At 71.2% G+C, this 23,561-nt stretch carries 21 protein-coding genes; 11 read left to right on the top strand and 10 right to left on the bottom strand.

The window, feature by feature from the left end:
* The first annotated feature begins 177 nt into the window (after window positions 1-177).
* Entirely contained in the window at window positions 178-1,644 is a 1,467-nt protein-coding gene (locus ACZ60E_RS34630) for an esterase (protein WP_469445641.1), read from the top strand.
* A 15-nt stretch (window positions 1,645-1,659) separates the two neighbouring features.
* Here ACZ60E_RS34630 and ACZ60E_RS34625 read toward each other — a convergent pair whose 3' ends face one another.
* Complete coding sequence (locus ACZ60E_RS34625) at window positions 1,660-2,961, bottom strand: DUF6777 domain-containing protein (RefSeq protein ID WP_469445640.1); 1,302 nt, start codon at window positions 2,959-2,961, stop codon at window positions 1,660-1,662.
* 181 nt (window positions 2,962-3,142) lie between these two features.
* Here ACZ60E_RS34625 and ACZ60E_RS34620 point away from each other — a divergent pair, with 181 nt between their 5' ends.
* Window positions 3,143-4,420 carry a streptophobe family protein gene (locus ACZ60E_RS34620; RefSeq protein WP_469445638.1) on the top strand — a complete coding sequence of 426 codons (1,278 nt, stop codon included), beginning with the start codon at window positions 3,143-3,145 and terminating at the stop codon, window positions 4,418-4,420.
* Window positions 4,421-4,450: 30 nt separating this feature from the next.
* Window positions 4,451-5,104 carry a class I SAM-dependent DNA methyltransferase gene (locus ACZ60E_RS34615; RefSeq protein ID WP_469445636.1) on the top strand — a complete coding sequence of 218 codons (654 nt, stop codon included), beginning with the start codon at window positions 4,451-4,453 and terminating at the stop codon, window positions 5,102-5,104.
* A gap of 82 nt (window positions 5,105-5,186) precedes the next feature.
* Here ACZ60E_RS34615 and ACZ60E_RS34610 read toward each other — a convergent pair whose 3' ends face one another.
* From ACZ60E_RS34610 to ACZ60E_RS34595, 4 genes are all read right to left on the bottom strand, one after another.
* Window positions 5,187-6,140 carry a serine/threonine-protein kinase gene (locus ACZ60E_RS34610; RefSeq protein ID WP_469445634.1) on the bottom strand — a complete coding sequence of 318 codons (954 nt, stop codon included), beginning with the start codon at window positions 6,138-6,140 and terminating at the stop codon, window positions 5,187-5,189.
* The gene (locus tag ACZ60E_RS34605) at window positions 6,140-7,144 is read right to left on the bottom strand and encodes a hypothetical protein (RefSeq protein WP_469445632.1); all 1,005 of its coding nucleotides are present in this window, start codon (window positions 7,142-7,144) and stop codon (window positions 6,140-6,142) included. The genes ACZ60E_RS34610 and ACZ60E_RS34605 overlap by 1 nt, the downstream gene beginning before the upstream one ends.
* Window positions 7,145-7,163: 19 nt before the next feature.
* Window positions 7,164-9,500: an FHA domain-containing protein gene (locus tag ACZ60E_RS34600; RefSeq protein WP_469445630.1), complete on the bottom strand. Its 2,337-nt coding sequence runs from the start codon at window positions 9,498-9,500 to the stop codon at window positions 7,164-7,166.
* Window positions 9,501-9,574: 74 nt separating this feature from the next.
* The gene (locus ACZ60E_RS34595) at window positions 9,575-9,985 is read right to left on the bottom strand and encodes a hypothetical protein (RefSeq protein ID WP_384813964.1); all 411 of its coding nucleotides are present in this window, start codon (window positions 9,983-9,985) and stop codon (window positions 9,575-9,577) included.
* A 351-nt stretch (window positions 9,986-10,336) separates the two neighbouring features.
* Between ACZ60E_RS34595 and ACZ60E_RS34590 the strand changes: the two genes are divergently transcribed.
* Entirely contained in the window at window positions 10,337-10,720 is a 384-nt protein-coding gene (locus tag ACZ60E_RS34590) for a nuclear transport factor 2 family protein (RefSeq protein ID WP_469445787.1), read from the top strand.
* Window positions 10,721-10,885: 165 nt separating this feature from the next.
* On the opposite strand, the gene mgrA is transcribed toward ACZ60E_RS34590, so the two are convergent.
* Window positions 10,886-11,878 carry an L-glyceraldehyde 3-phosphate reductase gene (mgrA, locus tag ACZ60E_RS34585; RefSeq protein ID WP_469445785.1) on the bottom strand — a complete coding sequence of 331 codons (993 nt, stop codon included), beginning with the start codon at window positions 11,876-11,878 and terminating at the stop codon, window positions 10,886-10,888.
* 113 nt (window positions 11,879-11,991) lie between these two features.
* On the opposite strand from mgrA, the gene ACZ60E_RS34580 reads away from it, so the two are divergent.
* The 6 genes from ACZ60E_RS34580 (at window position 11,992) to ACZ60E_RS34555 (ending at window position 17,767) form a co-directional block, all read left to right on the top strand.
* Entirely contained in the window at window positions 11,992-12,912 is a 921-nt protein-coding gene (locus ACZ60E_RS34580) for a LysR family transcriptional regulator (protein WP_385837285.1), read from the top strand.
* 329 nt (window positions 12,913-13,241) lie between these two features.
* Window positions 13,242-15,014 carry an ATP-binding protein gene (locus tag ACZ60E_RS34575; RefSeq protein WP_469445627.1) on the top strand — a complete coding sequence of 591 codons (1,773 nt, stop codon included), beginning with the start codon at window positions 13,242-13,244 and terminating at the stop codon, window positions 15,012-15,014.
* A 117-nt stretch (window positions 15,015-15,131) separates the two neighbouring features.
* On the top strand, window positions 15,132-15,554 hold the full coding sequence (locus tag ACZ60E_RS34570; protein WP_107019232.1) for a roadblock/LC7 domain-containing protein: 423 nt from the start codon (window positions 15,132-15,134) through the stop codon (window positions 15,552-15,554).
* Window positions 15,551-15,907, top strand: coding sequence for a DUF742 domain-containing protein (locus ACZ60E_RS34565; RefSeq protein WP_469445626.1), 357 nt, complete (start codon window positions 15,551-15,553; stop codon window positions 15,905-15,907). Before ACZ60E_RS34570 ends, ACZ60E_RS34565 begins: the two co-directional genes overlap by 4 nt.
* Entirely contained in the window at window positions 15,888-16,505 is a 618-nt protein-coding gene (locus tag ACZ60E_RS34560) for a GTP-binding protein (RefSeq protein WP_107019020.1), read from the top strand. The genes ACZ60E_RS34565 and ACZ60E_RS34560 overlap by 20 nt, the downstream gene beginning before the upstream one ends.
* On the top strand, window positions 16,502-17,767 hold the full coding sequence (locus ACZ60E_RS34555) for a cytochrome P450 (protein ID WP_384813955.1): 1,266 nt from the start codon (window positions 16,502-16,504) through the stop codon (window positions 17,765-17,767). Before ACZ60E_RS34560 ends, ACZ60E_RS34555 begins: the two co-directional genes overlap by 4 nt.
* A gap of 183 nt (window positions 17,768-17,950) precedes the next feature.
* On the opposite strand, the gene ACZ60E_RS34550 is transcribed toward ACZ60E_RS34555, so the two are convergent.
* The 3 genes from ACZ60E_RS34550 to ACZ60E_RS34540 all read right to left on the bottom strand — a co-directional run bounded on the left by ACZ60E_RS34550 (window position 17,951) and on the right by ACZ60E_RS34540 (window position 21,048).
* Complete coding sequence (locus ACZ60E_RS34550; protein ID WP_384813953.1) at window positions 17,951-19,177, bottom strand: cytochrome P450; 1,227 nt, start codon at window positions 19,175-19,177, stop codon at window positions 17,951-17,953.
* A gap of 313 nt (window positions 19,178-19,490) precedes the next feature.
* Complete coding sequence (locus ACZ60E_RS34545; RefSeq protein WP_469445623.1) at window positions 19,491-20,588, bottom strand: adenosine deaminase; 1,098 nt, start codon at window positions 20,586-20,588, stop codon at window positions 19,491-19,493.
* 49 nt (window positions 20,589-20,637) lie between these two features.
* Window positions 20,638-21,048 carry a VOC family protein gene (locus tag ACZ60E_RS34540; protein WP_469445622.1) on the bottom strand — a complete coding sequence of 137 codons (411 nt, stop codon included), beginning with the start codon at window positions 21,046-21,048 and terminating at the stop codon, window positions 20,638-20,640.
* A gap of 191 nt (window positions 21,049-21,239) precedes the next feature.
* Here ACZ60E_RS34540 and ACZ60E_RS34535 point away from each other — a divergent pair, with 191 nt between their 5' ends.
* Window positions 21,240-21,950, top strand: coding sequence for a dienelactone hydrolase family protein (locus tag ACZ60E_RS34535; protein WP_469445620.1), 711 nt, complete (start codon window positions 21,240-21,242; stop codon window positions 21,948-21,950).
* A gap of 130 nt (window positions 21,951-22,080) precedes the next feature.
* Here ACZ60E_RS34535 and ACZ60E_RS34530 read toward each other — a convergent pair whose 3' ends face one another.
* Complete coding sequence (locus ACZ60E_RS34530; protein WP_469445619.1) at window positions 22,081-23,445, bottom strand: RICIN domain-containing protein; 1,365 nt, start codon at window positions 23,443-23,445, stop codon at window positions 22,081-22,083.
* Between the last annotated feature and the right edge of the window lie 116 nt (window positions 23,446-23,561).

Raw genomic sequence — 23,561 nt, 5'->3', positions numbered from 1 at the left:
CCGGCGGCCCCTGACCGGCACTGCGACCCCTGCCCGGCACCTCGACTGTGAACGGCGTCGGAATTCCCGTACAACCCTTGGGCCCCATGCGATGTCGAACAGGGCGCCGGACAAGGAACGGGGCCTTTCCGGACACCCCCGCGCTGCCCTGCCGTTCTTCCTGACAGGAGCCGACTCATGCGCAAGAACCGATCCACAGCACTCGCCGCGGCATCATTTCTTCTGCTGGCGGGACTGGGCATCGCAACCGCGCCCTCCGCGTACGCGGGCACTCCCGGCGGTACGCAGGCCGCCGACCGCAACAGCGACTTCAACGGCGACGGGTACGAGGACGTGCTGGTGGGCGCCCCCGGGGCGACCGTCAGCGGCAAGAAGGGCGCGGGACTCGTGACCGTGCAGTACGGCTCGTCGAGGGGCATCGGGACGACCGGTGCCGCCCTCTTCAGCCAGTCCACCGCGGGCGTCGCGGGAGCGGCGGAGACGGGTGACGGCTTCGGCAAGGCGGTCGGCACCGGTGACCTGGACGGGGACGGGTACGACGACGCGGTCGTCGGCATCCCCGGCGAGGACCTCGGTACGGTCGCGGACGCGGGCGGTGTCGTCATCCTGTGGGGCTCGAAGGCGGGCCTGACCGGGGCGGCCAGCGACTGGCTGGAGACCCAGGAACCCGTCACGGGCGAGCAGTTCGGTGCGGGCCTCGCCGCGGGGCACTTCACGGACGAGACGCCGGCCGACCTGCTGGCCGTCATGGACCACAACGGCCTGGAGCTGTTCGCCTACGACGCCGCCGCGGCCGGTTCGATGGAGCGGCGCTCGACCGCGCCGCTCTCCGCCCGGGCGCAGCAGCGGAACATCCTGCCCAAGTCGCTGACCACGGGCGACTACGACAGGAACGGGTTCGCGGATCTCGTCGTGTCGGGCGTGACGGCCGGTGACGAACCGGGGCACGGCTGGTCGACGTACCTCTCCGGGCAGGCGGACGGGCTGACGTACGAGCGGGATGTGCGCGGTGGCCCGGTCACCGCGTCCGGGGACATCGACAACGACGGTTACGACGACCTGGTGACCGGCGAGCCGAACTCCCCCGACGACGGTGGCGAGACCATGACCGGCGGTCTGGTGGGCGTGCGCTACGGCGGCGAGAACGGGCCCGCCGACGAGGTCCAGTGGTGGACGCAGGACTCCCCCGGCGTCCCCGGCACGGCCGAGCGGGGCGACGGCTGGGGCACGGACCTCTCCGTGGCGGACACGGACGGGGACGGGTACGCGGACGTGGCGATCGGCGCCGCGGGCGAGGACATCGGCACGGTCGCCGACGCGGGCGCGGTGTGGGTGCTGCGCGGAACGTCCACCGGTCTGACCGCGACGGGCGTCAAGTCCTGGGACCAGGACTCCGCGGATGTGTCCGGGGTGCCCGAGAAGGGCGACAAGTGGGGCGGCCAGGTCCGTCTCACCGACCCGAACGCGGACGGCCGCTTCGGGCTGCTGGCCTCGGCACCGGGCGAGAACGCGGGCGACGGCTTCGTCTGGGTGCTGTCGGCCGGGACGGGCGGCATCACGGCCGCGGGTTCGTGGACGTACGGGGCCGACACCCTCGGCGCGCCCTCCCTGGGCGCCGCGTTCGGCGCCGCGATCGACGAGTAGCCCGCGGGAGGCCCCTCACAGTCCCGGAGAGGTCGCGGCCGACTCCGGGACGCTGTGACTCGCGGCCGACTCCGTCGTCGTACCGGACGCGTCGTCGGGCGCCGGCTCGGAGGACTCCGGCGCCGGCGCTTCGGACGACGGCGACCCGGACTCCTCGGAGGGCGACGACGGCGTGGCCGGGGAGGTCGAGGGGCAGGGGCTCGCCGACCCGCCCGGTGGCACGGTCGCGCCGTCCCCGACGGACACGCAGGGAGACGGGGAGTCCGAGGAGGACGACGACGGTGAACTCGTCGACGGGGACGGCTGGTTCGCCGGGGGATCGGTCCTGCGGTCCTTGCCGCCGGTGTCGCCCTTGTGCCGGGTGAACCAGTCGCCGCTGTCCGCGTCGAAGAGCACGAAGATGTTGACGACCTGGGTCGCGGGCGAGACGACCACGACGTTCGAGGGCCGGTACGACGGCCAGGAGTCACCGGTCGTCCTGGGTGTGGTCTTCAGCGCGACCGGCGGCAGCAGCGGGTTGCCGCAGGCGCAGCGCACCCGGGGAACACCGCGGTCGTCGACGAGGACCGCGGTGCCGGCCTGCAGGACCGCCTGATAGCTCGTGGCCCTGCCGTCGCGGTAGCCGTGGTTGGTGACGCGGGTGTCCATCCGCAGCTGTACGGGGGTGAGCGAGCGCAGATAAGAGGGCACCGCGGAGGTCTTGAGGTCCAGCACCGAGGCGAACGCCTGCTTCTTGTCGGGGGCCCGGTCCAGCGCGGAGATCTGCTTCTCGACGTCGCAGCTGGCCACGTCACGGGATCCGCCGTAGAGGCCGGGGGCCGAACCGTCCACGCCCCGCGTCACGTTGGCCGACCCGGAGGTGTCCGTGGGTGAGGGCGTCACGGGTGCGGCGGAGCCGTCCCGTGCCGTCGACCCGGTGAACGGATCGGGCCCCGCCTTGCCCGCCGCCTGGAGGAAGACCTCCCCGTCCGAGGTCTTGGCGGCGGTCGTGCCGTCGGGCCGGGTGAGGACCACGGCCAGGACCACGGCGACGACGGCCGCGGCGGCGATGAGGGCGACCCGCGGCACCGACTTCCACCAGGGCCGTTCGGGGCCCCGGCCCGCGCCCGGGCCGGACGGTCCGGAGGGCCCGCCGCCCGACCCGCCCCCTCCTCCGGCTCCCGCACCGGCTCCGGCCCCCTCGCCCGGTCCGCCGATCGACGAGCCCGTGGGGCCGCGTCCGTCCGGTGGGGGTACGGGGTTCGGCCGGGTCGGCCCCGACAGGGGGCCGGAGGGCGGTCCTGTGGGGCGGCCTGAGGACGGCGGTTCGACGCTCACGAGCTCCTCTTCCCGGCGTAGCGACACTGCGGCACCGCGATGATTTAGGCACTTTGCGACGCTCTGTCACGTTTGATTCTGCAACGAACCCATTGTGTGCTCCGGTCCCGTATCGCCCGCAAGCCGACGCGGTCGGCCCTCCCGGCAGGCGCGCCGCCGCAGGCCTGCCTAGCGTGACAGCGTGAGCCTCTCTACAGCCCCTGACCAGGCAGTGTCCCGGCACGGCTGGGCCCAGGCCCTGGCGACGGTCCTCGCCGGGCTGATCGCCATGCTCGTGGTCGCCGCACTCGGACTGTGGGCGGCTGGGGCCGCCGACCTGCCCGACGGCGCGTTCCCGCGGGTCGTCGCCGCCACGATGGTGACCGCGGTCGGCGGTTCGGTGAAGATCGCCGGGAACGCCGGAGCGATCGCCGAGACCCGGGCGGGCCTGACCGTGCTCCCGCTCTCGGTCACGCTGACCGGAGCCCTGATCGTCGCCGCCGGTTTCCTGCGGCCGCTGCGCCACCGGGCCGTCGCGGGCCTGCCCGAACTGGCGGGCTGGGCCGGCCGTATCGCCGTCCTGTGGCTGCTCGCCCTGACCGCGCTCGCACTGTCGGCCCGCCGGACCTTCGCGGTCTCCCTCGGGGAAGGCAGACTCTCCGAACTGGGCGATCTGTTCGGCGCCCCGTCGCCGCGGGTCGGGTTCGAGACCGACGTGCCGGTGACCCTGCCCTTCGGCCTCCTGTGGCTGGCCGGCGTCCTCGTCCTCGCGCTGCTCGTCTCGCCCAGGGCGCCGCTCCCTCCCCGGCTGCTGCGCTTCCAGGAGTCGGTACGACCGGCCGCGTACGCCATGGTCGTGCTGCTGCTCGCGTACGTGGTCCTGGGCGTGGTCATCGCGCTGGTGGTGGCGGTGACAAGGGGGCATGCCGCCCAGACGCTCGCCGTGGTGCTCCTGGGGCTGCCGAACCTGGTCTGGCCCGTCTTCACGATCGGGCTGGGGGCGACCTGGGACGGGCGGGTCGAGGGGCCGTTCGGGCTGCCGATGCCGCAGGTACTGGACCGGGTGCTGCGTACACCGGACCTCTCGACGCTGAATCTGAGCACGCTCTCGGAGCAGGACGGCAGGGTGTGGTGGCTGGTGGTCGTCGACGCGGTGCTGCTGCTCGCCGTCGCCTTCCTGATGGCCTCGCGCTCACCGGCCCGGATGCGGGCCTGGCGGCACGGCCTGCACATGGCCGTCGCACTCGCGCTCACCGTGCTCGCCGTCTGCCTGCTCGGCCGGATCGACGCGCACTACGGGCTGTCGCTGTTCGGCATCGGAGACCTCGGCGGCGGCCTGTCCGGCGAACTCTTCCTGCGTCCGCGGCTGTGGGGCGCGCTCGGTCTCGCCCTGCTCTGGGGACTGGTCACCGGCTTCCTGGGCGCGCTGCTCGCCTCCCGTACCCGTCATCACGGCGAGTTGGAGAATCCGAAGGACTGACGGCCGCGGGCCGTACTACAGTACGCATCCATGATCGAGCCGGACTTCCTTGACCCCACCCGAACGGCCTACGACACCTGGGCCGCCCGTTACGCCGAGCTGTTCGCCAACGGTCTGGAGGACTTCCCGCTGGACCGGGCGATGCTCGGGGCGTTCGCCGCCTACGTGCACGCGGACGGCGGTGGTCCGGTGGCCGACCTCGGCTGCGGTCCGGGGCATGTGACCTCCCTGCTGGACTCGCTCGGCCTGGACGTGTCCGGCATCGACCTGTCTCCGGAGATGATCGCGATCGCCCGTGCGGCCCGTCCGGACCTGCGGTTCGAGGTGGGGTCGATGACCGCGCTGGATCTTGCGGACGGCAAGTTGTCCGGTGCGGTGGCCCGTTACTCGATCATCCACACCCCGCCGGAGCAACTGCCGGGGGTGTGCGCGGAGTTCCACCGCGTACTGGCTCCGGGCGGTCACCTGCTGCTCGCGTTCCAGGCCCACGACGACCCCTCGGAGTTGGCGGAGTCCTTCGACCACAAGGTGGCGCTCGCCTACCGCTGGTCCCCCGACCACGTGGCCGCCCTGCTGACGGAGGCGGGCTTCACGGAGAAGGCCCGCCTCGTCAGGGCCCCCAGGGAGGACGAACGCCAGTTCCCCCACGCCCACTTGCTGCTCAACAAGGCCCCCGCGCAATAGATCTCGCGCCCACCATCGTCCCTTGAGGGGCGCGGGGAACTGCGCGACCAGCCCCCACCGGCCCGCACCCGGCAATCGACGCCTACGGGCCCCCGGCCCCGGGAAACACGGGCCGAGCCCACGCCGGAGGCAAGGGCGGGGCCCAACCCCGCTCGGGCTCCCCCACGACGGCCGCCCGCAACGCCGCCACGAACGCGAGACACGACCCGTACCGGTCATCGGGACTCTTCGCGAGAGCCTTCGCCAGGACGCCGTCGACGCCACCGGCGAGGTCGGGCCGCTTCCCGGACACCGCCGGCGGCACGTCGTACTGGTGCGCCCACAACAGCGCCATGTCGTCGTCGCGCCGGAACGGCGGCCCGCCCGCCAGGGTCTCGTACACGACGCACGCGAGGCTGTAGACGTCGCAGCGGCCGTCGACCGGGCGCCCGGAGATCTGCTCGGGCGCCACGTAGTCGAGCGTGCCGACGAACTGGCCGACGGTCGTGAACCCGGTCAGGGACAACGACTTCTTCGTCAGCCCGAAGTCGGTGAGGTAGACGTGCTCGGGGTGGTCGCTGTCCGTACCCGCCGCGACCAGGATGTTGCCGGGTTTCACGTCCCGGTGGACCAGCCCGTGGTCGTGGGCGGCGTCGAGCGCGGACGCCACCTGTACGGCGATGCGGGTGGCTGTCGTGATGGCCAACGGCCCCTCCTTGTCGAGGAGATGACGCAGGTCGCGGCCCGCCACGTACCGCATGGCGATGTAGAGGACGCCGTCCGTCTCTCCCGCCTCGAAGACCGGCACGATGTGGGGGTGGTCGATCGCGGCGGCCACCCGTGACTCGTAGGTGAAGCGTTTGCGGAACGTGTCGTTGCGGGCGAGTTCGGGGGCGAGCAGTTTCAGGGCGACCGTGCGGTCCAGACGCAGGTCCTTGGCCCGGTAGACGACAGCCATGCCGCCCCGGCCGACCTCGCGCTCGATCCGGTAGCCCGCGATCTGCTTCCCGACCAGCCCGGAGGACCGCCCGGCATGCGGACCGGTGCCGTACGCCATCACGGGTCACCACGCCCGACACGGTCCCCGCCCCCGTCCCCGGCGACAAACCGGGTCGGAGCATGCCGAACGCCTTCGGGACCCTCGTCTCCCACACCCCGGCCGGATTCCGACTCGCCACTCGGCACGACCTGAGTCGGCTCGGGCTCGGCCTCCCGCACGACCCGAGTCGGATCGGGGCGGACTCCCCGCACGGGCCGCACCGGCTCGGACTCGGTGCTCCACACAGCTTGCGTAGGCTCCGGCCCGGCCTCCAGCCCGGCCGGAGGCGACTCGGGTCCGCTCGCCGGAACGGCTTGAGCCGACTCCGACACGGCACTGAGCACGCCGAGTGTGGGCTCCGCCTCCGCGAACGGTGAGGGCTCCGGTCCAGCTCCCCGCACCACCTGCGTCGGCGCATGGCCACCCGCGACAGGCGGCTCGGGGTCGGTCCCAGCCGGGACGGGGGCGGGGCCGGTGGGTGGCTCGGGTGGGAGTTCGGTGGGTGGGGGGTCCGGGGCGTCCGGCGTCGTGGACGGTGACTGGTTCGTCGCGTATGTGCTCGTGCGGGTGCCGTCGCAGTACACCCACCGCTCGTGTTCGGCCTCGTACAGCCAGACGGCCTCCCCCTCCACGACGATCCCGACCCGCATCCCCGTCGTCAGGTCGTGGAACGCCTCCCGGTCGAGGCGTCCGGCCGCCAGTTCCTCGACGTGCTGCCGGTAGCGGCGCAGTGTCTCCTCGGCGCGGGCCAGCAGCGGGCGCGGATCGGCGGTGCGGGCGAGCGGCTGTCCGGCGGCGGGCGGGTCCTGCGGGACGGCGACCAGCAGCCGGCCGTCGACCCACGCGGACCAGCCGTTGGCGCACAGGACGTGCCCCCAGTCGCCGCGCCGCTCGACGAGCCGGACGGGCAGGAGGGCGTCGAGGGGCACGGTGGGCCGGGCCGGATCGGGGGCGTCCCAGGCGGGCAGGCCGTCGCGCGGAACCACGTGGGTGGGGCGGAATCCGGGAGTTGTCGTCGTCATCGCGTCCGGCTCCCCCTTCCTACTTCCGCATGACCGCGGGTTCGTGCCGTCTGAGCAGCCGGGCCACGAGGTAGCCGAAGACGGCCGAGAGGACGACGAGCATGCCCATGTTGAGCAGCCACACACCGGCCGAGTGCCGGAACAGCGGGTCGGCGGTCAGGTCGCCGGGGACGAGCCGGGCCAGTCCGACCGTGCCGGCCATGGCGCCGAGCGCCCAGCGCGAGGGCACCAGCCACGAGAGCTGTTCGATGCCGGGGACGCCGTCGAGTCTGAGCAGCGCGCCGCAGAACACGACCTGCACGATGGCGAGGAGCACGAGCAGCGGCATCGTGACCTCCTCCTTGCGTACCAGCGCGGAGACGAGAAGTCCGAGCATCATCGCGGTGAAGGCGAGCAGGGCGACGGCGACGGTGATCTCGACGAGGGGTGGCAGGAGGACGCCTTCGCCGCCGGGCGCGTTCAGGTCGACGCCGAGCAGCGCCACGAGCGTCAGGACGACGGCCTGGAGCACGGTGACCGTGCCGAGGACGACGACCTTGGACATCAGGTACGCCGATCTGGACAGGCCGACGGCCCGTTCCCGCTGGTAGATCACCCGTTCCTTGACTAGTTCGCGCACGGCGTTGGCCGCGCCCGTCAGGACTCCGCCGACGCAGAGGATGAGCAGCGCGTTCATCGCGGTCTCCTGCGTGAGCCTGCTGCCCGCCAGGGCCCGGGCCATCGCCCCCATCACGAAGGGCAGGGCGATCATGATGGCGAGGAACGTACGGTCGGCGCCGAGCGCGGCGGCGTACCGGCGCACGAGGGTGCCCAGCTGTGAGCCCCAGCTCTGCGCCTTGGGCGGCCGCACGACCCCGCCGGGGGCGGGTGCGGCCTGCGGCAGGCGGGGCTGGGCGGTGGAGTCGACGATGTATCGGCGGTACTGGGGCGACGCGCGATAGTCCCCGGCCCAGTCCCTCTCCCGGTCGCGTTCGAACGCCTCGAACGCCTCCGGCCACTGCTCGTATCCGAAGAAGGCGAGGGTCTCGTCGGGCGGGCCGTAGTAGGCGACCTTGCCGCCGGGCGCGAGGACGAGCAGCCGGTCGCAGACGTCGAGGCTGAGGACGCTGTGGGTGACGACCACGACGGTCCGCCCGTCGTCGGCCAGCCCGCGCAGCATGTGCATCACGGAGCGGTCCATGCCGGGGTCGAGCCCCGAGGTCGGCTCGTCGAGGAAGAGCAGGGAGGGCTTGGTGAGCAGTTCGAGGGCCACGCTGACGCGTTTGCGCTGGCCGCCGGAGAGGCTGTGGATGGCCTGCCCGGCACGTTGTCCGAGGCCGAGTTCGTGGATGACCTCGTCGACGCGGGCCTCGCGCTCGGCCTTCGCGGTGTCCTGGGGGAAGCGCAGCTCGGCGGCGTAGGTGAGGGCGCGCCGCACGGTCAGCTGGGCGTGCAGGATGTCCTCCTGCGGTACGAGGCCGATGCGCCGGCGCAGCTCGGCGTAGTCCCGGTAGAGGTCGCGGCCGTCGTACAGGACCGTGCCCCGGTCGGCGGGGCGCTGTCCGGTCAGGGCGTTGAGGAGCGTGGACTTGCCGGCGCCGCTGGGTCCGACGACGGCCAGCAGGCATTTCTCGCCGACGGGGAAGGAGACCCCGTCGAGGAGCGTCTTGCGGCCCCGGTCGACGGCGACGACGAGGTCCTGCACGTCGAGGGAGACCTCGCCGGTGTCGACGTACTCCTGGAGCTGGTCGCCGACCAGGCAGAACGCCGAGTGGCCGATGCCGACGATGTCGCCCACGTCGATACGGGCGCGGGTGACGGGCTGCCCGTTGAGGAACGTGCCGTTGTGGCTGCCCAGGTCGACGATCTCGTACGTGCCGTCCGGCAGCGCGCGCAGCTCCGCGTGACGGCGGGAGACGCCGAGGTCGTCGACGACGAGGTCGTTGTCGTCGGCCCGGCCGATCCGGACGGTGCGGGAGGGCAGCGGGCGCACGCTGGTGGGTTGCCGGAAGGTGCCGGTCGCGGCGGGCAGGGAGACAGCCGAGGGCCGTTCGGGGGCGGGCGGGGCCCGGTCGGCGAGCACGGCGCACGGGCCGTCGGCGGGGGCGCCGAAGCGCAGGACGCTGCCGGGGCCGACCTCCCACTCGTGGACGCGGCGGCCGTCGGCGTACGTGCCGTTCGTGCTGTTCTCGTCCTCCAGCGTCCAGTGGTCGGTGCCCGGCCGCAGGACCGCGTGATGCCAGGAGACCCGGGCGTCCTCGATGACGATGTCGCACAGCGGGTCCCGGCCGACGTGGTACGCGTGGTCCGGGGTCATCACCGTGGAGCCCGTCTCCGTTTCGAGGACGAGTTCGGGCACCGCGGACCGCTCTTCCATGCCTGAATTCTAGCTATTCGTCCACATGTGCGCCTGCTGCGGGCGCCGAGCCCGGCCATCGAGGGAGGGGCGGCTCAGGCGGCCGGGGCCGACAGGAAGGGGAGGGTCCGCTGCATCCGCAGGGCGTCGACGGACTCCGCGAGCAGTTCGTACTCGGTCGTCTCGTCGCTGGTGGCGATGCGCACCAGATGTCCGGCGGCCAACTCCTCGGCGGTCAGCTCCTGTTGGGCGTCGTCGCCGCACCATCGGCGGAGCAGGCCGGGCACATCGGGGGTCGTGCCCGCGACGGGCGCCATCGAGTTCGGCGGGAAGTAGGGGGCGTCGGGGTCGGGGTCCAGGCGCTCGGCGATCCAGGACGCCCGGTCCCGTAACCACCACATGGCCAGGGCCAGAGTGGGCGCCCGGTAGGTGCCGAGCGGTACGCCGACCCACATTCCGCCACAGACTCCGTACGCGGTGACGTGGCACAGGAATTCATCGTGCACGATCACTCCCCATCGCAGTGGCTCGCCGCCTGTCGGCCTCTCTTTCCGGTCTTTCGCGCGGCTCGTTCCGGCGTGCACCGTGGCGCTGTTCCGAGGAGTGGAAGGGTGAATTGCCCTAGCCTTTGAGTATCGCCACTCCTGACACAGTGTCACCACGCCTTTCCAGCCGGTCTCTTGGCATATTCACAGCTTTGTTTGGCCGAAACGGCTCGGACCGTCTCCGTCCGTACGGAATCCGTACTCGGAGGCCCCTTACCCGCGGGGTAATCGACGGTCCCGGGGGCGCCCGGCATGGTTGCGGTACCGCATCCCGAAGACCTCGATGGAGGCTGATTCCTCATGTCCGTGAACGTGTCCGCGAACGAGAACCGTTACGAGACCGCCGTCACCCGTTACTTCGAGGCGTGGAACGCGGACGGGGCCGAGGCCCTGGCGAAGGCGGTGGCCGCCGCCTGGACCGCGGACGGCGGGTACACCGACCCGCTCGCCGATGTGCGCGGGCACGACGCGATCGCGACGGTGATCGCGGCAGCCCACGAGCGGTTCCCCGGTTTCGTCTTCCGCCCGGCCGGTCCGGTGGACGGCCACCACGACATCGCCCGTTTCACCTGGGAACTGGTGAACCCCACGGACGGCTCGTCCCCGGTAGCCGGCTCCGACGTCATCACCCTGACCGAGGACGCCCGAATCCGCACGGTATCCGGCTTCCTGGACCGGCTCCCGGCGGCGGAATAACGCGATCCGCGCACCACCCGCACCCCAAGGGGCGCGAGGAACGGCGCGCCCAGCCCCCACCGGCCCGCAGCCAACCCACCACACCAGCCCCCCCCAAGGGGCGCGAGGAACTGCGCGGCCGACCCCCACCGGCCCGCAGCCAATCCCCGCACCCCCAGCGGAGCGTTACCGCTGGACGAGCGCGTCGATCCGGTCCAGCTCCTCCTGCGAGAACTCCAGATTCCCCGTGGCGGCCACGCTGTCCTCCAGCTGCTGCGGACTGCTCGCACCGATCAGCGCGGAAGTGACCCGCCCACCCCGCAGCACCCAAGCGAGCGCCATCTGCGCGAGGGACTGCCCGCGGGACTTCGCGATGTCGTTCAGCGCGCGCAGATCGGCGACCAGTTCCTCGGTCAGCTTGTCCGCGCTCAGGAAGGGGCTGTCGCTCGCGGCCCGCGACCCCTCGGGGATCCCGTCGAGGTAGCGGCCCGTGAGCAGGCCCTGCTCCAGCGGCGAGTAGGCGATGGACCCGATCCGCAGCTCGTCGAGCGCGTCCAGGAGCCCTTCCTCCTCGGGGCGCCGGTCGAGGATCGAGTAGCGCGGCTGGTGGATGAGGAGCGGGGTGCCCAGCTCGCCCAGGATGCGGGTGGCGTCGCGGGTCTGCTCCGGCGAGTAGTTCGAGACACCGACGTACAGCGCCTTGCCCTGCTGGACGGCCGAGTGCAGCGCGCCCATGGTCTCCTCGAGGGGAGTCTCCGGGTCGGGGCGGTGCGAGTAGAAGATGTCGACGTAGTCGAGGCCCATGCGGTTCAGGCTCTGGTCGAGCGAGGACAGCAGGTACTTGCGCGAGCCCCACTCCCCGTACGGGCCCGGCCACATCAGGTAGCCGGCCTTGGAGGAGATGACCAGCTCGTCGCGGTACGGCCCGAAGTCCGCCTTCAGCGCCTCACCGAGGGCGGACTCGGCGGCACCGGGCGGGGGTCCGTAGTTGTTGGCCAGGTCGAAGTGGGTGACACCCAGGTCGAACGCTCGCCGCAGGATCGCGCGCTGGGTGTCCACCGGCCGGTCGGGGCCGAAGTTGTGCCACAGGCCCAGGGAGAGCGCGGGCAGCTTCAGGCCGCTGCGTCCGGTGCGCCGGTAGGGCATGTCCGCGTAGCGGTCGGTGTGTGCGGTGTACAACGCGTTCTCCAGAGGGGTCGGTACGGAGTGGACCACGGTCCACTCTCGCCTGCCCCACCGACAGTGGTCCAACAGGAGAATCGGATGGGATTCAGCGGATACGCTTCTCAATCATGGAATTGCGCCACCTTCAGCACTTCGTCGCGGTCGCCGAGGACCAGCACTTCACCCGGGCGGCCGAACGCCTCATGGTGTCGCAGTCCGGCCTGTCCGCCTCCATCAGGGCCCTGGAGCGCGAGCTGCGCGCGCCGCTGTTCGTCCGCACCACCCGCCGGGTCACCCTCACCGAGGCCGGACGGGCCCTGCTGACCGAGGCGGAACGCATCCTGGCGCAGGTCCGCGCGGCGCACGACGCGGTGGCCGCCGTCCAGGGCGTGCTGCGCGGCACGCTCTCGCTGGGCACCGAGCAGTGCATCGCGGGCGTGCACGTGGCTCCGCTGCTGGCCGAGTTCCGCAGGCGCCATCCGGACGTGGAGATCCGGCTGCGGCAGGCCGGCTCCGGCGCGCTCGCGGAGGACGTCGCCGCGGGCCGGCTGGACCTGGCGTTCGCGGTGACGACCCGCGCCGACACGGAGCAGCTGCGCAGTCTGCCGCTGACCCGCGAGCCGATGACGGTCGTCTGCCATCCCTCGCACCGGCTGGCGGGCGGCGGCCCGGTCACCCCGTACGAGCTGGGCGGCGAGGACTTCGTCGACTTCCATCCCGACTGGGGGCCGCGCCGCACCACCGACGCGGCCTTCGCGGCGGCGCGGGTGCAGCGCACGGTCACCCTGGAGGTGAACGACGTGCACAGCCTGCTCGACCTCGTCGAGGAGGGCCTCGGCATCGCCGTCGTACCGCGTCACTTCGCCCACAAGCGGCCGGCTCTCCCGGCCTTCCCGCTGAAGGCGGACACCGAGACGCCGTACGAGACGGTCGCGATGCTGCCGCCGCCGGAGGCGACCAGCCCGGCGGCGAGAGCGTTCATGTCCTTGCTCGACACGGAGGTTCTGGCCGTCGAGACGGTCGGCGCATCGGCCAGGATCAGCGGGTAGTTGGCTGAAAATGCACCTCATTGATCGAAGCTGACGAAGTTTCGAACACGCCTCGCGGGCGGCAAAGTGCATGAAAATGCCGACTGCCGCATCTCGGCGCCCAGTTGACGGCAACTCAGTTCGTCTACCACACAGTGGTTACGAGGTAGCCATTTCCCGACGATGTGAAGTCAATGGGGGGATGAGAGCCCTGCCGGGCCCGACAGCCAGGTCCGGTGACTAGCATGAGCGACGCGCTTGATCCGGAGGGCGGCCCACCGCCTTCCGGGCTCTCAGCGACGTTTCACCTGTGGACGTACTCCTGCTCGCACGGACCGAGGGACCGCGGAATGCCAGTGCCTGCTCGCCCCCGTCAGCGCCGATCTGCGCAGAAGACGGGTTCCACTCCGGTCGTGTTCCCCGCGGTCCTGGTCGTCACGGCGGCGGGTGCCGGAGCGGCCGTCGGCCTCGCCCCCGAGGGAGCCCGCCCCTGGGTGGCGGGTACGGCGATCGCCGCCTGGGGCTGCATGGCGGTCCTCGTCGCCTTCGCCTCCGCCGGGTTGCGCAGGGCCCACCGCCAGACGGTGTCGCGCACCGGCGAACTGGAGATGACCAAGAACAACTGGAGCCAGCACGGCGCCGAGACGGACCAGCTGGTCAACGTGACCCTGCCGGCGGTGGCCGAGCAGCTGAAGAACGGTGTCGGGGCCGACAAGGTCCTGGCCGGGCTGCCCACCCCCTCCGACCCGTATCTGCGCCGGATGCTGCACGTCTTCACCACCGAGGTCGCCCAGTCCGTAGGGCGCACCACCGACTCCCAGTCGGACCTCGCCATGATGCGGCGCGAACTGGCCAACGGCACGCAGGAACTTGAGCGCCTGACCAACGACACCCTGCCCGCCGCGGTGTCGTTGCTGCGCGAGGGCAGTTCCGCCGACACCGTGCTCGCCAAGCTCGACTGGCCGTCCAACCCGCTGCTGCGCTCCCCCGCGGAATCGTTCATCCGTGAACTGGCGTACAGCGAGCGGCGGTCCGCCGCCGCCCAGGCCGCCTCCGCGAAGGCGCTCAGCCGGGTCCAGGCCAAGACCGTCGGCATGCTCGCCGACCTCCGGGACATGCAGGACCGCCACGGCGGCGAGATCTTCGGCGACCTGCTGCGGCTGGACCACAGCACCTCCCAGCTGGGCCTCATGACCGACCGGCTCGCCCTGCTGATGGGCGGTCGCTCCAGCCGCGTGTGGAACAAGCCGATCGTCATGGAGAGCATCCTGCGCGGCTCCGTCGGCCGGATCGCCGCGTACCGGCGGGTGCGGCTGCACAACTCCAGCAAGGCCTCCATCGCGGGCTTCGCCGCCGAGGGCGTCATGCACCTGCTGGCCGAACTCATGGACAACGCCGCCAACTTCTCGCCGCCGATCGACGAGGTCCACGTGTACGTGGAGGAGCGCAGCGCAGGTCTCGTCATCACCATCGAGGACAGCGGACTGAAGATGTCCGACGCCTCCATGCGCCGGGCCGAGGAGTCGGTGTCGGGCCGGGTCACCGACCTCGCCTCGCTCCAGGGCACCCGGCTGGGCCTGAGCGTGGTGGGACGGCTCGCCGCCAAGCACGGCATCAGCGTCAACTACCGCCCCTCCTCACGCGGCGGCACCGGTGTCGTCGTCCTGCTGCCGCCCCAGCTGGTGGCGCAGCAGCGCGAGCCGGTCGGTCCCGAGCGTCCGCTCCCCGGAGCCAATCTCCCGACCGCCGCACCGGCCGCACCCCAGGACCCGGCGCCGGCCCCCGAGCCCGAGGAATCGTTTCCGATACGCATTCCGCAGGCGACCGCGCCCGTGGACGAGGCGCCCCCGGTGGACATCCCCCGCCGGCGCGGCGCGGCCACTCCGGGCGGACTGCCCGTCCGGGCTCCCGGCCGCACCATGGCCGAGGCGGAACGAGGACGGACGAAGAACGTCCCCGAGCCGTCCAGGGCGGAGCCCGACGTGAACGGTCCGGCGCGCGACGCCGGAAGCCGGTTCGGCGCCTTCCACCGCGGCCGGCACGCCGCAGGGGCCACCGGCGGCTCCCCCGCCGCTCCCGCCGAGGACGCCGGACCCGAGACCGGACCCGGGACGGACGGCTAGATCCCCTCCGTCCCTCGCACAGCTCCGCAAGACCACCCGCACTGATTCGCCGCACCCCGTTGGATTGGAGGAACGGGCCGGGTGACCACCGACTGGTCATCACCCGACCCGCCCATCATGGAGACCACTGACAACAGCCTCACCTGGCTCTTGATGAACCTCTTGGAGCGCACGCCGGGCACCCGCCACGCACTCGTCCTGTCCCGGGACGGTCTGAAACTGTGCTGGACGGAACACCTGACCCTCGACCAGGCCGACCAGCTGTCGGCGATCTGCTCCGGCATCCAGGCTCTCGCCCAGGGCGCGTCCGTGGAGTTCGGCGACGGAACCGGCGGCGTCCGGCACTCCATGACCGAGTTCCACGGAGGCCTCCTGTTCATCGTCGAGGCCGGCCAGGGCGCGCACCTCGCGCTCGTCGCCGAGGAGAGCGCCGACCCGGGCGTCGTCGGCCATCAGATGACCGAGCTGGTCGAGCAGATCGGCGACCATCTGCGGGCCGAACCCCGTACGCCCGTCACCACCAGGGGTGCCTCGGCGTGAGCCGCAAACCCGTGGACATCGGCGACCCGGACCGGCTCTACACGGTCACGGGCGGACGCAGCGAAGCCGATGACGCCTTCGACCTGGTCACGCTGATCGTCAGCGAGTGCGAGCCGACCGCCGGCATGCAGTCCGAGCACGTCCGGATCCTTGAGCTGTGCCGGCACCCCACGGCACTGGTCGAGGTCTCGGCCGAGCTGAAGCTGCCCATCACCGTCGTACGCATCCTCCTCGGCGACCTCCATGCCATGGGCAAGGTGAGCGCCCGTCACCCCCGCGCGGCCGATTCCGTCGCGGCCCTCCCCGAAACCGCACTGCTGCAGGAGGTGCTCCATGGGCTCCGCAACCTCTGAGCTGCCCGCCCAGCGCACGCCGCTGGCCGATGCCGCCGAGACCGGACTGAAGATAGTCGTCGTGGGCGGTTTCGGCGCCGGCAAGACCACCCTGGTCCGCTCGGTCAGCGAGATCCGGCCGCTGAACACCGAAGAGGTGATGACGCAGGCGGGGCAGGGCGTCGACGAGACGGCGGGTGTGGAGCGCAAGACCACGACCACCGTCGCCTTCGACTTCGGGCGCATCAGCCTCAACCAGCGGATGGTGCTCTACCTGTTCGGCGCACCGGGCCAGGAGCGCTTCTGGTTCCTGTGGGACCGGCTGTTCTCCGGCACGCTCGGCGCGATCGTCCTCGTCGACACCCGGCGCATGGAGGACTCCTGGTACGCGATAGACCGCCTCGAACACCACAAGACGCCGTTCGTGGTGGCCGTCAATCGCTTCGACGACGACGAGCAGCGGTTCTCGCTCGACGAGATCCGGCAGGCACTCGCGCTGGGCGACCATGTGCCCATGGTCGACTGCGACGCGCGTGTCAGGTCGTCGGGCAAGGAAGTCCTGATCACTCTCGTGGACCATCTCTACGCACTGGCCCTGTCCCAGGAAGGGACGTCGTGAGCGACACCACCGGCTCCACTTCGTCGAAGACCCCTCCACCGGGCTGCCCGGCACACGGTTCCGCCGTGCAGCTGGGCGGTCTGGAGTACCAGCAGACGCCCTCGCAGCTGTACCGCACGATGCGCAGGGACCACGGAGCGGTGGCTCCGGTCTTCCTCGACGGCGACATCCCGGCCTGGCTCGTCCTCGGCTACCCCGAGGTCAGCTATGTGACCAGCCATGACGAGCTGTTCGCGCGGGACTCCCGGCGCTGGAACCAGTGGCCGAACATTCCGGCGGACTGGCCCCTGATGCCGTTCGTCGGCTACCAGCCGTCCGTGCTGTTCACCGAGGGCCCGGAGCACCAGCGCCGGGCCGGTGTCATCACGCAGGCGCTGGAGGGCGTCGACCAGTTCGAACTGGCCCGCGAGTGCCAGTCGATCGCCGAGCAGCTGATCTCCGCGTTCGGCGGCAGCGGGCAGACCGAGCTGATGAGCACGTACGCGCACGCCCTGCCGGCCCGTGCGGTGCTGTGGATGTGCGGAATGCCGCAGGGCAGCGCGGACACCGAGCAGCTCGTCGACGATCTGCGGATCTCCCTCGACGCCGGCGAGGGCGACGACCCGGTGGCGGCGTACATGCGCGTCGGGGAGCGCATCATGCAGCTGGTGAAGGAGAAGCGGGACCGGCCGGGTCCCGATGTCACCTCCCGGATGCTGCAGGACGCGGCGGGGCTCAGCGACGAGGAGATCGTGCAGGACCTGATCTCCGTCATCGCCGCGGCCCAGCAGCCGACCGCCAACTGGATCTGCAACACCCTGCGTCTGCTGCTGACCGACGAGCGGTTCGCGGTCAACGTCTCCGGCGGGCGGGTCAGTGTCGGCGACGCGCTGAACGAGGTGCTGTGGCTGGACACGCCGACCCAGAACTTCATCGGCCGCTGGGCCGTACGCGACACCCAGCTCGGCGGGCGGCTCATCCGTGAGGGCGACTGCCTCGTCCTCGGCCTCGCGGCGGCCAACACGGACCCGCAGATCTGGCCAGAGTCGCACGTCGGCGCGGAGAACTCCTCTCACCTGTCGTTCAGCAACGGCGAGCACCGCTGCCCGTATCCGGCGCCGCTCCTCGCGGACGTGATGGCCCGTACGGCGGTGGAGACGCTGCTGGAGCGGCTGCCCGACCTGGTGCTGGGGGTCGATCCCTCGGAGCTGACGTGGCGGCCGTCGATCTGGATGCGCGGCCTCAACTCCCTGCCGGTGCAGTTCACTCCGGCCGTGCACTAGCGCTCCGCTGGGTTCGGCTGGTCGTCTGCGGGTGCGTTGTGTGCCTGCTGGTGCGTCGTGTACCTGCGGGTGCGTCGTGGCTGGGCGCGCAGTTCCCCGCGCCCCTTCGGGGCGCTGGCCTTCGGGGCGCCCAGCCTTCCGCGTACCCGGAATCCGGGTACACGGAAGACCCCTGGTCCGCGCTCAGGCGTCGGTCGGGGTGAACTGGACCGGTAGTGACTGGGGGCCCCTGGTGAAGACGCCCTGTTCCACCGGGTCGAAGCCGTCGGCGAGGCGCAGGTCCGGCATCGCGTCGAGCAGTTGGTTCATGCCGATCTCGACCTCCGCCTTGGCGAGCAGCGCGCCGACGCAGAAGTGCCGGCCCAGCGCGAACGCGAGGTGGTCGGCCGCGGCCGAGAACGCCGAGGTCGTGGTGAGGTCGTCCCGGAATATGTCGAACCGGTCGGGGTTGCCGTAGCGGCGCTCGTCACGGTTGGCGGCCCCGATGAGGCACGTCACCGTGGCCCCCTGCGGGATGGTTCCGCCGGACACCTCGACGTCGGTGGCCGACTGCCGCATGATCATGTGGACCGGAGGGGTGTAGCGCAGCGTCTCCGCGAAGGCCGCGGGTATCAGGCTCCGGTCCTCGTAGACCGCCGCCAACTGCTCGGGATTCATCAGCAGGTTGGCGAGAATGCTGGCGATCGCCTTGTCCGTGGTCTCCCCGCCGGCGGCGAGCAGCAGGCTGCAGAACGCCTTGATGTCCTCGTCGCTCATCCGGACACCGTCGACCTCGGCGGCACAGAGCGTCGACAGCAGGTCGTCGCCCAGGTTGTCGCGCCGGTCGCGGATGATCGGGATCATGTACTCGGCGAACTCCCGGCGGGTGCGCTCACCGGCGGCGGTCACCTCGGCGTCACCGGAGAGGTTGCCGAGGAAGGCGATGACGGCGGTGTACCAGCCGTGGAAGCGGGCGTGGTCGGCCTTGTCCAGGCCCAGCATGTCCGCGATGACGTTGACCGGGAACCGGGTCGCGTAGTCGGTGACGATGTCGGCCGAGCCGGTCTCGCGGAACGCGTCTATGAGTGCGAGCGAGTTGCGCTCGATGACCGGCAGGAACTTCTCCTGGAGGTCGCTGCCGCGGAACGCGGGGGCGACGAGTGCGCGCCGCACCGCGTGCTCACGGCCGCTGAGCTGGAGGATCGTCTTGCCGTGGACCGGCTCCAGCTGCCAGTCGTAGTTGCCGGTCGTGAACTCGGACTTCTTGTCCTTGAAGACCCGTTCGACGTCGTCGTAGCGGGAAATGATGTAACTCTGGGTGGCCTCGTGCCAGATCAGGGGATTTTTCTCTCGCATCGCCGCGTACGCGGGGTAGGGATCCGCGGCGAACTCGGGAGAGAGGATGTCGGGCGCCTGCTGGGCAGTGGACACGGAACTCCTCGTGTTGGATGCGTGCCGTCGAGGAACAGGTTAATGATCTTTCGATGGCTCAAACAGTCCAGTCCTGGCCGAAGTTGAACGCATGACCTTCCAGTGCCTCGCATGCCTCCCGATCATGATTTACGGCGGAATCTCTCCCATGATCCGGGGGTTTTGCACCGCTATGCCGGAGTGCGGTGATCGTCCCGCCGCCGGGAGAGCGGTGGTTCACCCCGCGGCGAACCACCGCTCCCGGAGTCGGCGAAACATATCGGCCACGACTCATTCGACACGTGTCAGCCAGGACGTGTCAGCGCGGGACCTGTCAGCGCGACGCGAGGTCGTAGCCCGGCAGGACCACGTCCCGGATCAGCGCGTTGCGCTCGTCGAACGGGATGAACGCGCTCTTGAGGGCGTTGACCGTGACCGTACGGAGGTCGTCGAGGGTCCAGCCCGCCTCTTCGACGAGCAGGGACATCTCGCGGGTCATGGTCGTGCCGGAGACCAGCCGGTTGTCGGTGTTGAGGGTGACGCGGAAGCCCAGGTCGCGCAGTCGGGTGATCGGGTGGTCCGCGATCGAGGTGGCCGCGCCGGTCTGGAGGTTGGAGGTGGGGCACATCTCCAGGGCGATGCGGCGGTCGCGTATCCACTCGGCGACGCGGCCGAGCTTGCCGTCCACGATGTCGTCGGTGATCCGGACGCCGTGGCCGATGCGCTGGGCGCCGCAGACCTGGAGTGCCTGGTGGATGCTGGGCAGGCCGTGGGCCTCACCGGCGTGGATGGTGAACGGGACGTTCTCGGCGCGCAGGTGCGCGAACGCGTCGAGGTGGTCGGCGGGCGGGAAGCCGTCCTCGGCGCCCGCGATGTCGAAGCCGACGACACCCGCGTCCCGGAACGCCACGGCCAGGTCAGCGATCTCGCGGCTGCGGTCGAACATCCGCATCCCGCACAGCAGCGTGCCGACCCGGACGGGCGTACCGGCGGCAGCCGCCTTCGCCATACCGGCGGCCAGGCCCTCCTGCACGGTCTCGACGACCTCGGGCAGGGTGAGCCCGCCGTTCAGCATCAGCTCGGGGGCGTAGCGGACCTCGCCGTAGACGACACCGTCCGCGGCGAGGTCGAGCACGTACTCCTCGGCGGTGCGCAGCAGGCCCTCACGGGTCTGCATGACGGCCAGGGTGTGCTCGAAGGTGGCGATGTAGCGGACGAGGTCGCCGGAGTTGGCCGCCTCGTAGTACCAGGCGGCGAGCGCGTCCGGGTCGGTGGTGGGGAGGGTGTGGCCGACCGCGGCGGCGAGTTCGACGAGCGTCGCGGGGCGCAGACCGCCGTCGAGGTGGTCGTGCAGGACGGCTTTGGGGAGCCGGCGGACGGTGTCGGCGTCGAGACGGAGAGCGGTGCTGGAGTCGGTGCGGGGCGCGGTCATGCGGTGTTCCTCGGCGGGTTGTGTGTGGGCGGAAGGGGGCCGGGCCGGGTTACTTGTCAGGCCCGTCAGGGGCGGCCGGCTGGAGCAGGTCCCACCGGTTCCCGTACAGGTCCTGGAAGACGGCGACCGAGCCGTACGTCTCGTGCCGCGGCTCCTCCAGGAAGGTCACGCCGGCGGCGGTCATCCGGGCGTGGTCGCGGGCGAAGTCGTCGGTGTGCAGGAAGAAACCGACCCGGCCGCCGGTCTGGTCGCCGATCCGCTCGCGCTGCTCCTCGTCCTTGGCGCGGGCCAGCAGGAGTCCGGTGCCGGGTCCGGCGGTGTCCGGCTCCACGACGGCCCAGCGGGACCCGTCGGGTCGCGGGGTGTCCTCGGCGAGCCGGAATCCGAGCGCCTCGGTGTAGAAGCGGATCGCGTCGTCGTAGTCGTCGACGACAAGGGTGACCAGGGCAACGCGTCGCATCGGGGCCTCTCCGGGGTTCCGCGGCACCAAGGGGCCGCCGGCAGGGACGAGCAGGGGGACGGGACAGAGGGAGGAACAGCAGGGGTTATACGTAACACGCGAGGATACGCCATCGCCGGGGGGTCGCCTGCCCGCACGGCACCCGCCTCCTGCATGCTGGAGGGAGGATCAAGAGACAGGAGTGACACACCATGTCCGAGACGCCCAGGTCGACCGGGGCACCCGCCCACCAGAACGTCACCTTCCCGAGCGGCGGCACCACCGCGCACGGTTACCTGGCACTGCCACCGGCCGGACGAGGGCCCGGTGTCATCGTCATCCAGGAGTGGTGGGGGCTGACCGACCACATCGCCGACGTCACCGAGCGGCTGGCGAAGGAGGGCTTCGTGGCGCTGGCCCCGGACCTCTACGGCGGCAATGTCGCCCACGAGAGCTCCGAGGCGTACCGCATGATGCAGGAGCTGCCCGTACCGCGCGGTGTCGAGCTGCTGTCCGGCGCGGTCGACCATCTGCTGGCCATGCCGGAGGTCACGTCCGACACCGTCGGCTCGGTCGGCTTCTGCATGGGCGGCGGTTTCGTCCTCTACCAGGCGGCCACCGACCCCCGGGTCCGCGCCGCCGTCCCGTTCTACGGCGTCATCCAGGGCGAGGCCCCGGACTTCTCCGGCCTGAAGGCCCAGATCCTGGGCCACTACGGCGAGCATGACTCCGCCATCCCCGTGGACTCCCTCACCACGCTCGCCGAGACGATCCGGGAGCAGTCCGGCATCACCCCGGACCTGCGCGTCTACCCGGCCGACCACGCCTTCTTCAACGACGGCCGCCCGGAGGTACACGACCCCGAGTCGTCCGCGCAGGCCTGGCGGAGCACGGTCGAGTTCCTGCACGCGCAGCTGGGCTGAGCGCGCGCCACGCCACGCCTCGCCGAGCAGTCCGTGCGCCGCTGCCCCCGGTCCCGCCGGGGGCAGCGGCGCACGTTGTTACGTGCGTGTCAGTACGTGCAGTTACGTGCGTGTCAGTACGTGCACATGTTCAGTACGTGTACGTGTTCAGCGTCGCCACCGCCGAGGCCGGTGAGCCGAGGTCGTACCGGTCCACCGCGAGGAAGTTGGGCTTCTTGCGGGCGGCGGGCTGGCAGAACCGCTGCGCCCGGTCGGTGAGTTTGGTGTTGTCGGTGGTCGCGGTCGAGGCGATCGCCGCGTCCCGGAAGTGGTTCATCACGAAGAGCGGGCGGAAGGGCGAAGCCGTCGCCGTGAGGGGGACATTGGTGTTGGCGTCGTACCAGCGGCTGTAGCAGGACCAGTCGGAGCTGCCGAGGCCCGAACCCATGGACCAGTAGTTCTCCACGGTCCACTCGCGCTGGTACATGACGCCGAAGCTGTCCCGGGTGAGACCGGCGGACTCGTCGGCGGAGCGGCTGTGGTCGGTGAAGAGGAGCAGCCGGTCGTTGGCGGCGACCAGATCCGCCACCTTCGGCCAGCCGTTCGCGCGTACACCGGTCTGGTCCGGGCGGTAGAGGACGTCGGACAGGCCGTTCACCTTGGCCAGTTCACTGCGCAGGACCCCCGGGTCGACGTAGTCCTCCAGGAACACCGTGACGATGTCAGTCGGGTTCTGCCGCAGGAAGTCGACCATGCGCTGGAGGTCCACGTTCAGGGCCACCGGCCGGCTGACGAGGGTGCAGCTGTTGTGGCAGAGGATCGCGCCGTCCGGGGTCTGGTGGATGTCCAGCATGAACCCGCGTACGCCGTCGGTGAGTTGCTGGTTGATGCCCCGGCTCTGGTTCGGGACGAGGTTGACGAAGGGCGGGGCGAAACCGCCGTCGACGCCGTTCGCGTAGGCGTTGTGGGAGGTGAGGAACGTGACCTGGTCCAGGGTGCGCTGGCCCGCGGCGGGCATCGGGGAGGTCGGGGACGTCACGGGGGTCAGGTACCAGGCGGCCGGGTCGCCCGCCGCGCCGACGACGAGCTGCGCGGGGTAGTTGGCGCCGGAGGCCTTGGCACCGACGGTCAGGTACTGGTCGGCGCCGGGCACCTTGAGCCGGTAGCGGTCGGTGCCTGTCGGCGTGATCTCCCACGAGGCGTCGGCACTCGCACAGGCCACGGTTCTCGCCTGGCCACCGGACCGGCCCAGGCAGCTGCCCGCCGTGTCGGTGCTCTCCAGGACGTACGAGGTGCCGGTGGCCCGGAGCGTCCACTGCTGGCGGTCCTCGTTGCCCTTGGGGTTGCGCTGGAGGACCGCTCCCCCGCTGTCGGCGGCGTTGAGGCCGGTGACCGCGCTCTGTACGTAGAACACGCCCGCCGTCGGCACCTCCGCGGCGTGCGAGGGAACGGCCAGGGCGGTGGTCAGTGCCGCTCCGGCGGCGGTGAGGGCGAGCAGGGGGCGGAATCTCCGCATGGTGATGAGGTCCCTTCGGCAGCGCGGCGGCGCCTGGTCGGCGGCCGGGAAAGTGGGGGGTCTGCGCGGGACACTCAATCGGGTTGGTATGTACCGGTCAATAGCGCGGTGTTTCG

The sequence above is a fragment of the Streptomyces sp. NPDC102514 genome (assembly GCF_055584525.1).
The sequence above is the reverse complement of the archived record's forward strand: the minus strand, read 5'-3'. Positions and strand labels throughout refer to the sequence as shown.

Excerpts from the sequence above, each read along its gene's own strand:
- ACZ60E_RS34630 (WP_469445641.1), top strand. The coding sequence starts at position 178 with ATGCGCAAGAACCGATCCACAGCACTCGCCGCGGCATCATTTCTTCTG.
- ACZ60E_RS34615 (WP_469445636.1), top strand. The coding sequence starts at position 4,451 with ATGATCGAGCCGGACTTCCTTGACCCCACCCGAACGGCCTACGACACC.
- ACZ60E_RS34610 (WP_469445634.1), bottom strand. The coding sequence starts at position 6,140 with ATGGCGTACGGCACCGGTCCGCATGCCGGGCGGTCCTCCGGGCTGGTC.
- ACZ60E_RS34605 (WP_469445632.1), bottom strand. The coding sequence starts at position 7,144 with ATGACGACGACAACTCCCGGATTCCGCCCCACCCACGTGGTTCCGCGC.
- ACZ60E_RS34600 (WP_469445630.1), bottom strand. The coding sequence starts at position 9,500 with ATGGAAGAGCGGTCCGCGGTGCCCGAACTCGTCCTCGAAACGGAGACG.
- ACZ60E_RS34580 (WP_385837285.1), top strand. The coding sequence starts at position 11,992 with ATGGAATTGCGCCACCTTCAGCACTTCGTCGCGGTCGCCGAGGACCAG.
- ACZ60E_RS34575 (WP_469445627.1), top strand. The coding sequence starts at position 13,242 with ATGCCAGTGCCTGCTCGCCCCCGTCAGCGCCGATCTGCGCAGAAGACG.
- ACZ60E_RS34570 (WP_107019232.1), top strand. The coding sequence starts at position 15,132 with ATGGAGACCACTGACAACAGCCTCACCTGGCTCTTGATGAACCTCTTG.
- ACZ60E_RS34560 (WP_107019020.1), top strand. The coding sequence starts at position 15,888 with ATGGGCTCCGCAACCTCTGAGCTGCCCGCCCAGCGCACGCCGCTGGCC.
- ACZ60E_RS34545 (WP_469445623.1), bottom strand. The coding sequence starts at position 20,588 with ATGACCGCGCCCCGCACCGACTCCAGCACCGCTCTCCGTCTCGACGCC.
- ACZ60E_RS34540 (WP_469445622.1), bottom strand. The coding sequence starts at position 21,048 with ATGCGACGCGTTGCCCTGGTCACCCTTGTCGTCGACGACTACGACGAC.
- ACZ60E_RS34535 (WP_469445620.1), top strand. The coding sequence starts at position 21,240 with ATGTCCGAGACGCCCAGGTCGACCGGGGCACCCGCCCACCAGAACGTC.
- ACZ60E_RS34530 (WP_469445619.1), bottom strand. The coding sequence starts at position 23,445 with ATGCGGAGATTCCGCCCCCTGCTCGCCCTCACCGCCGCCGGAGCGGCA.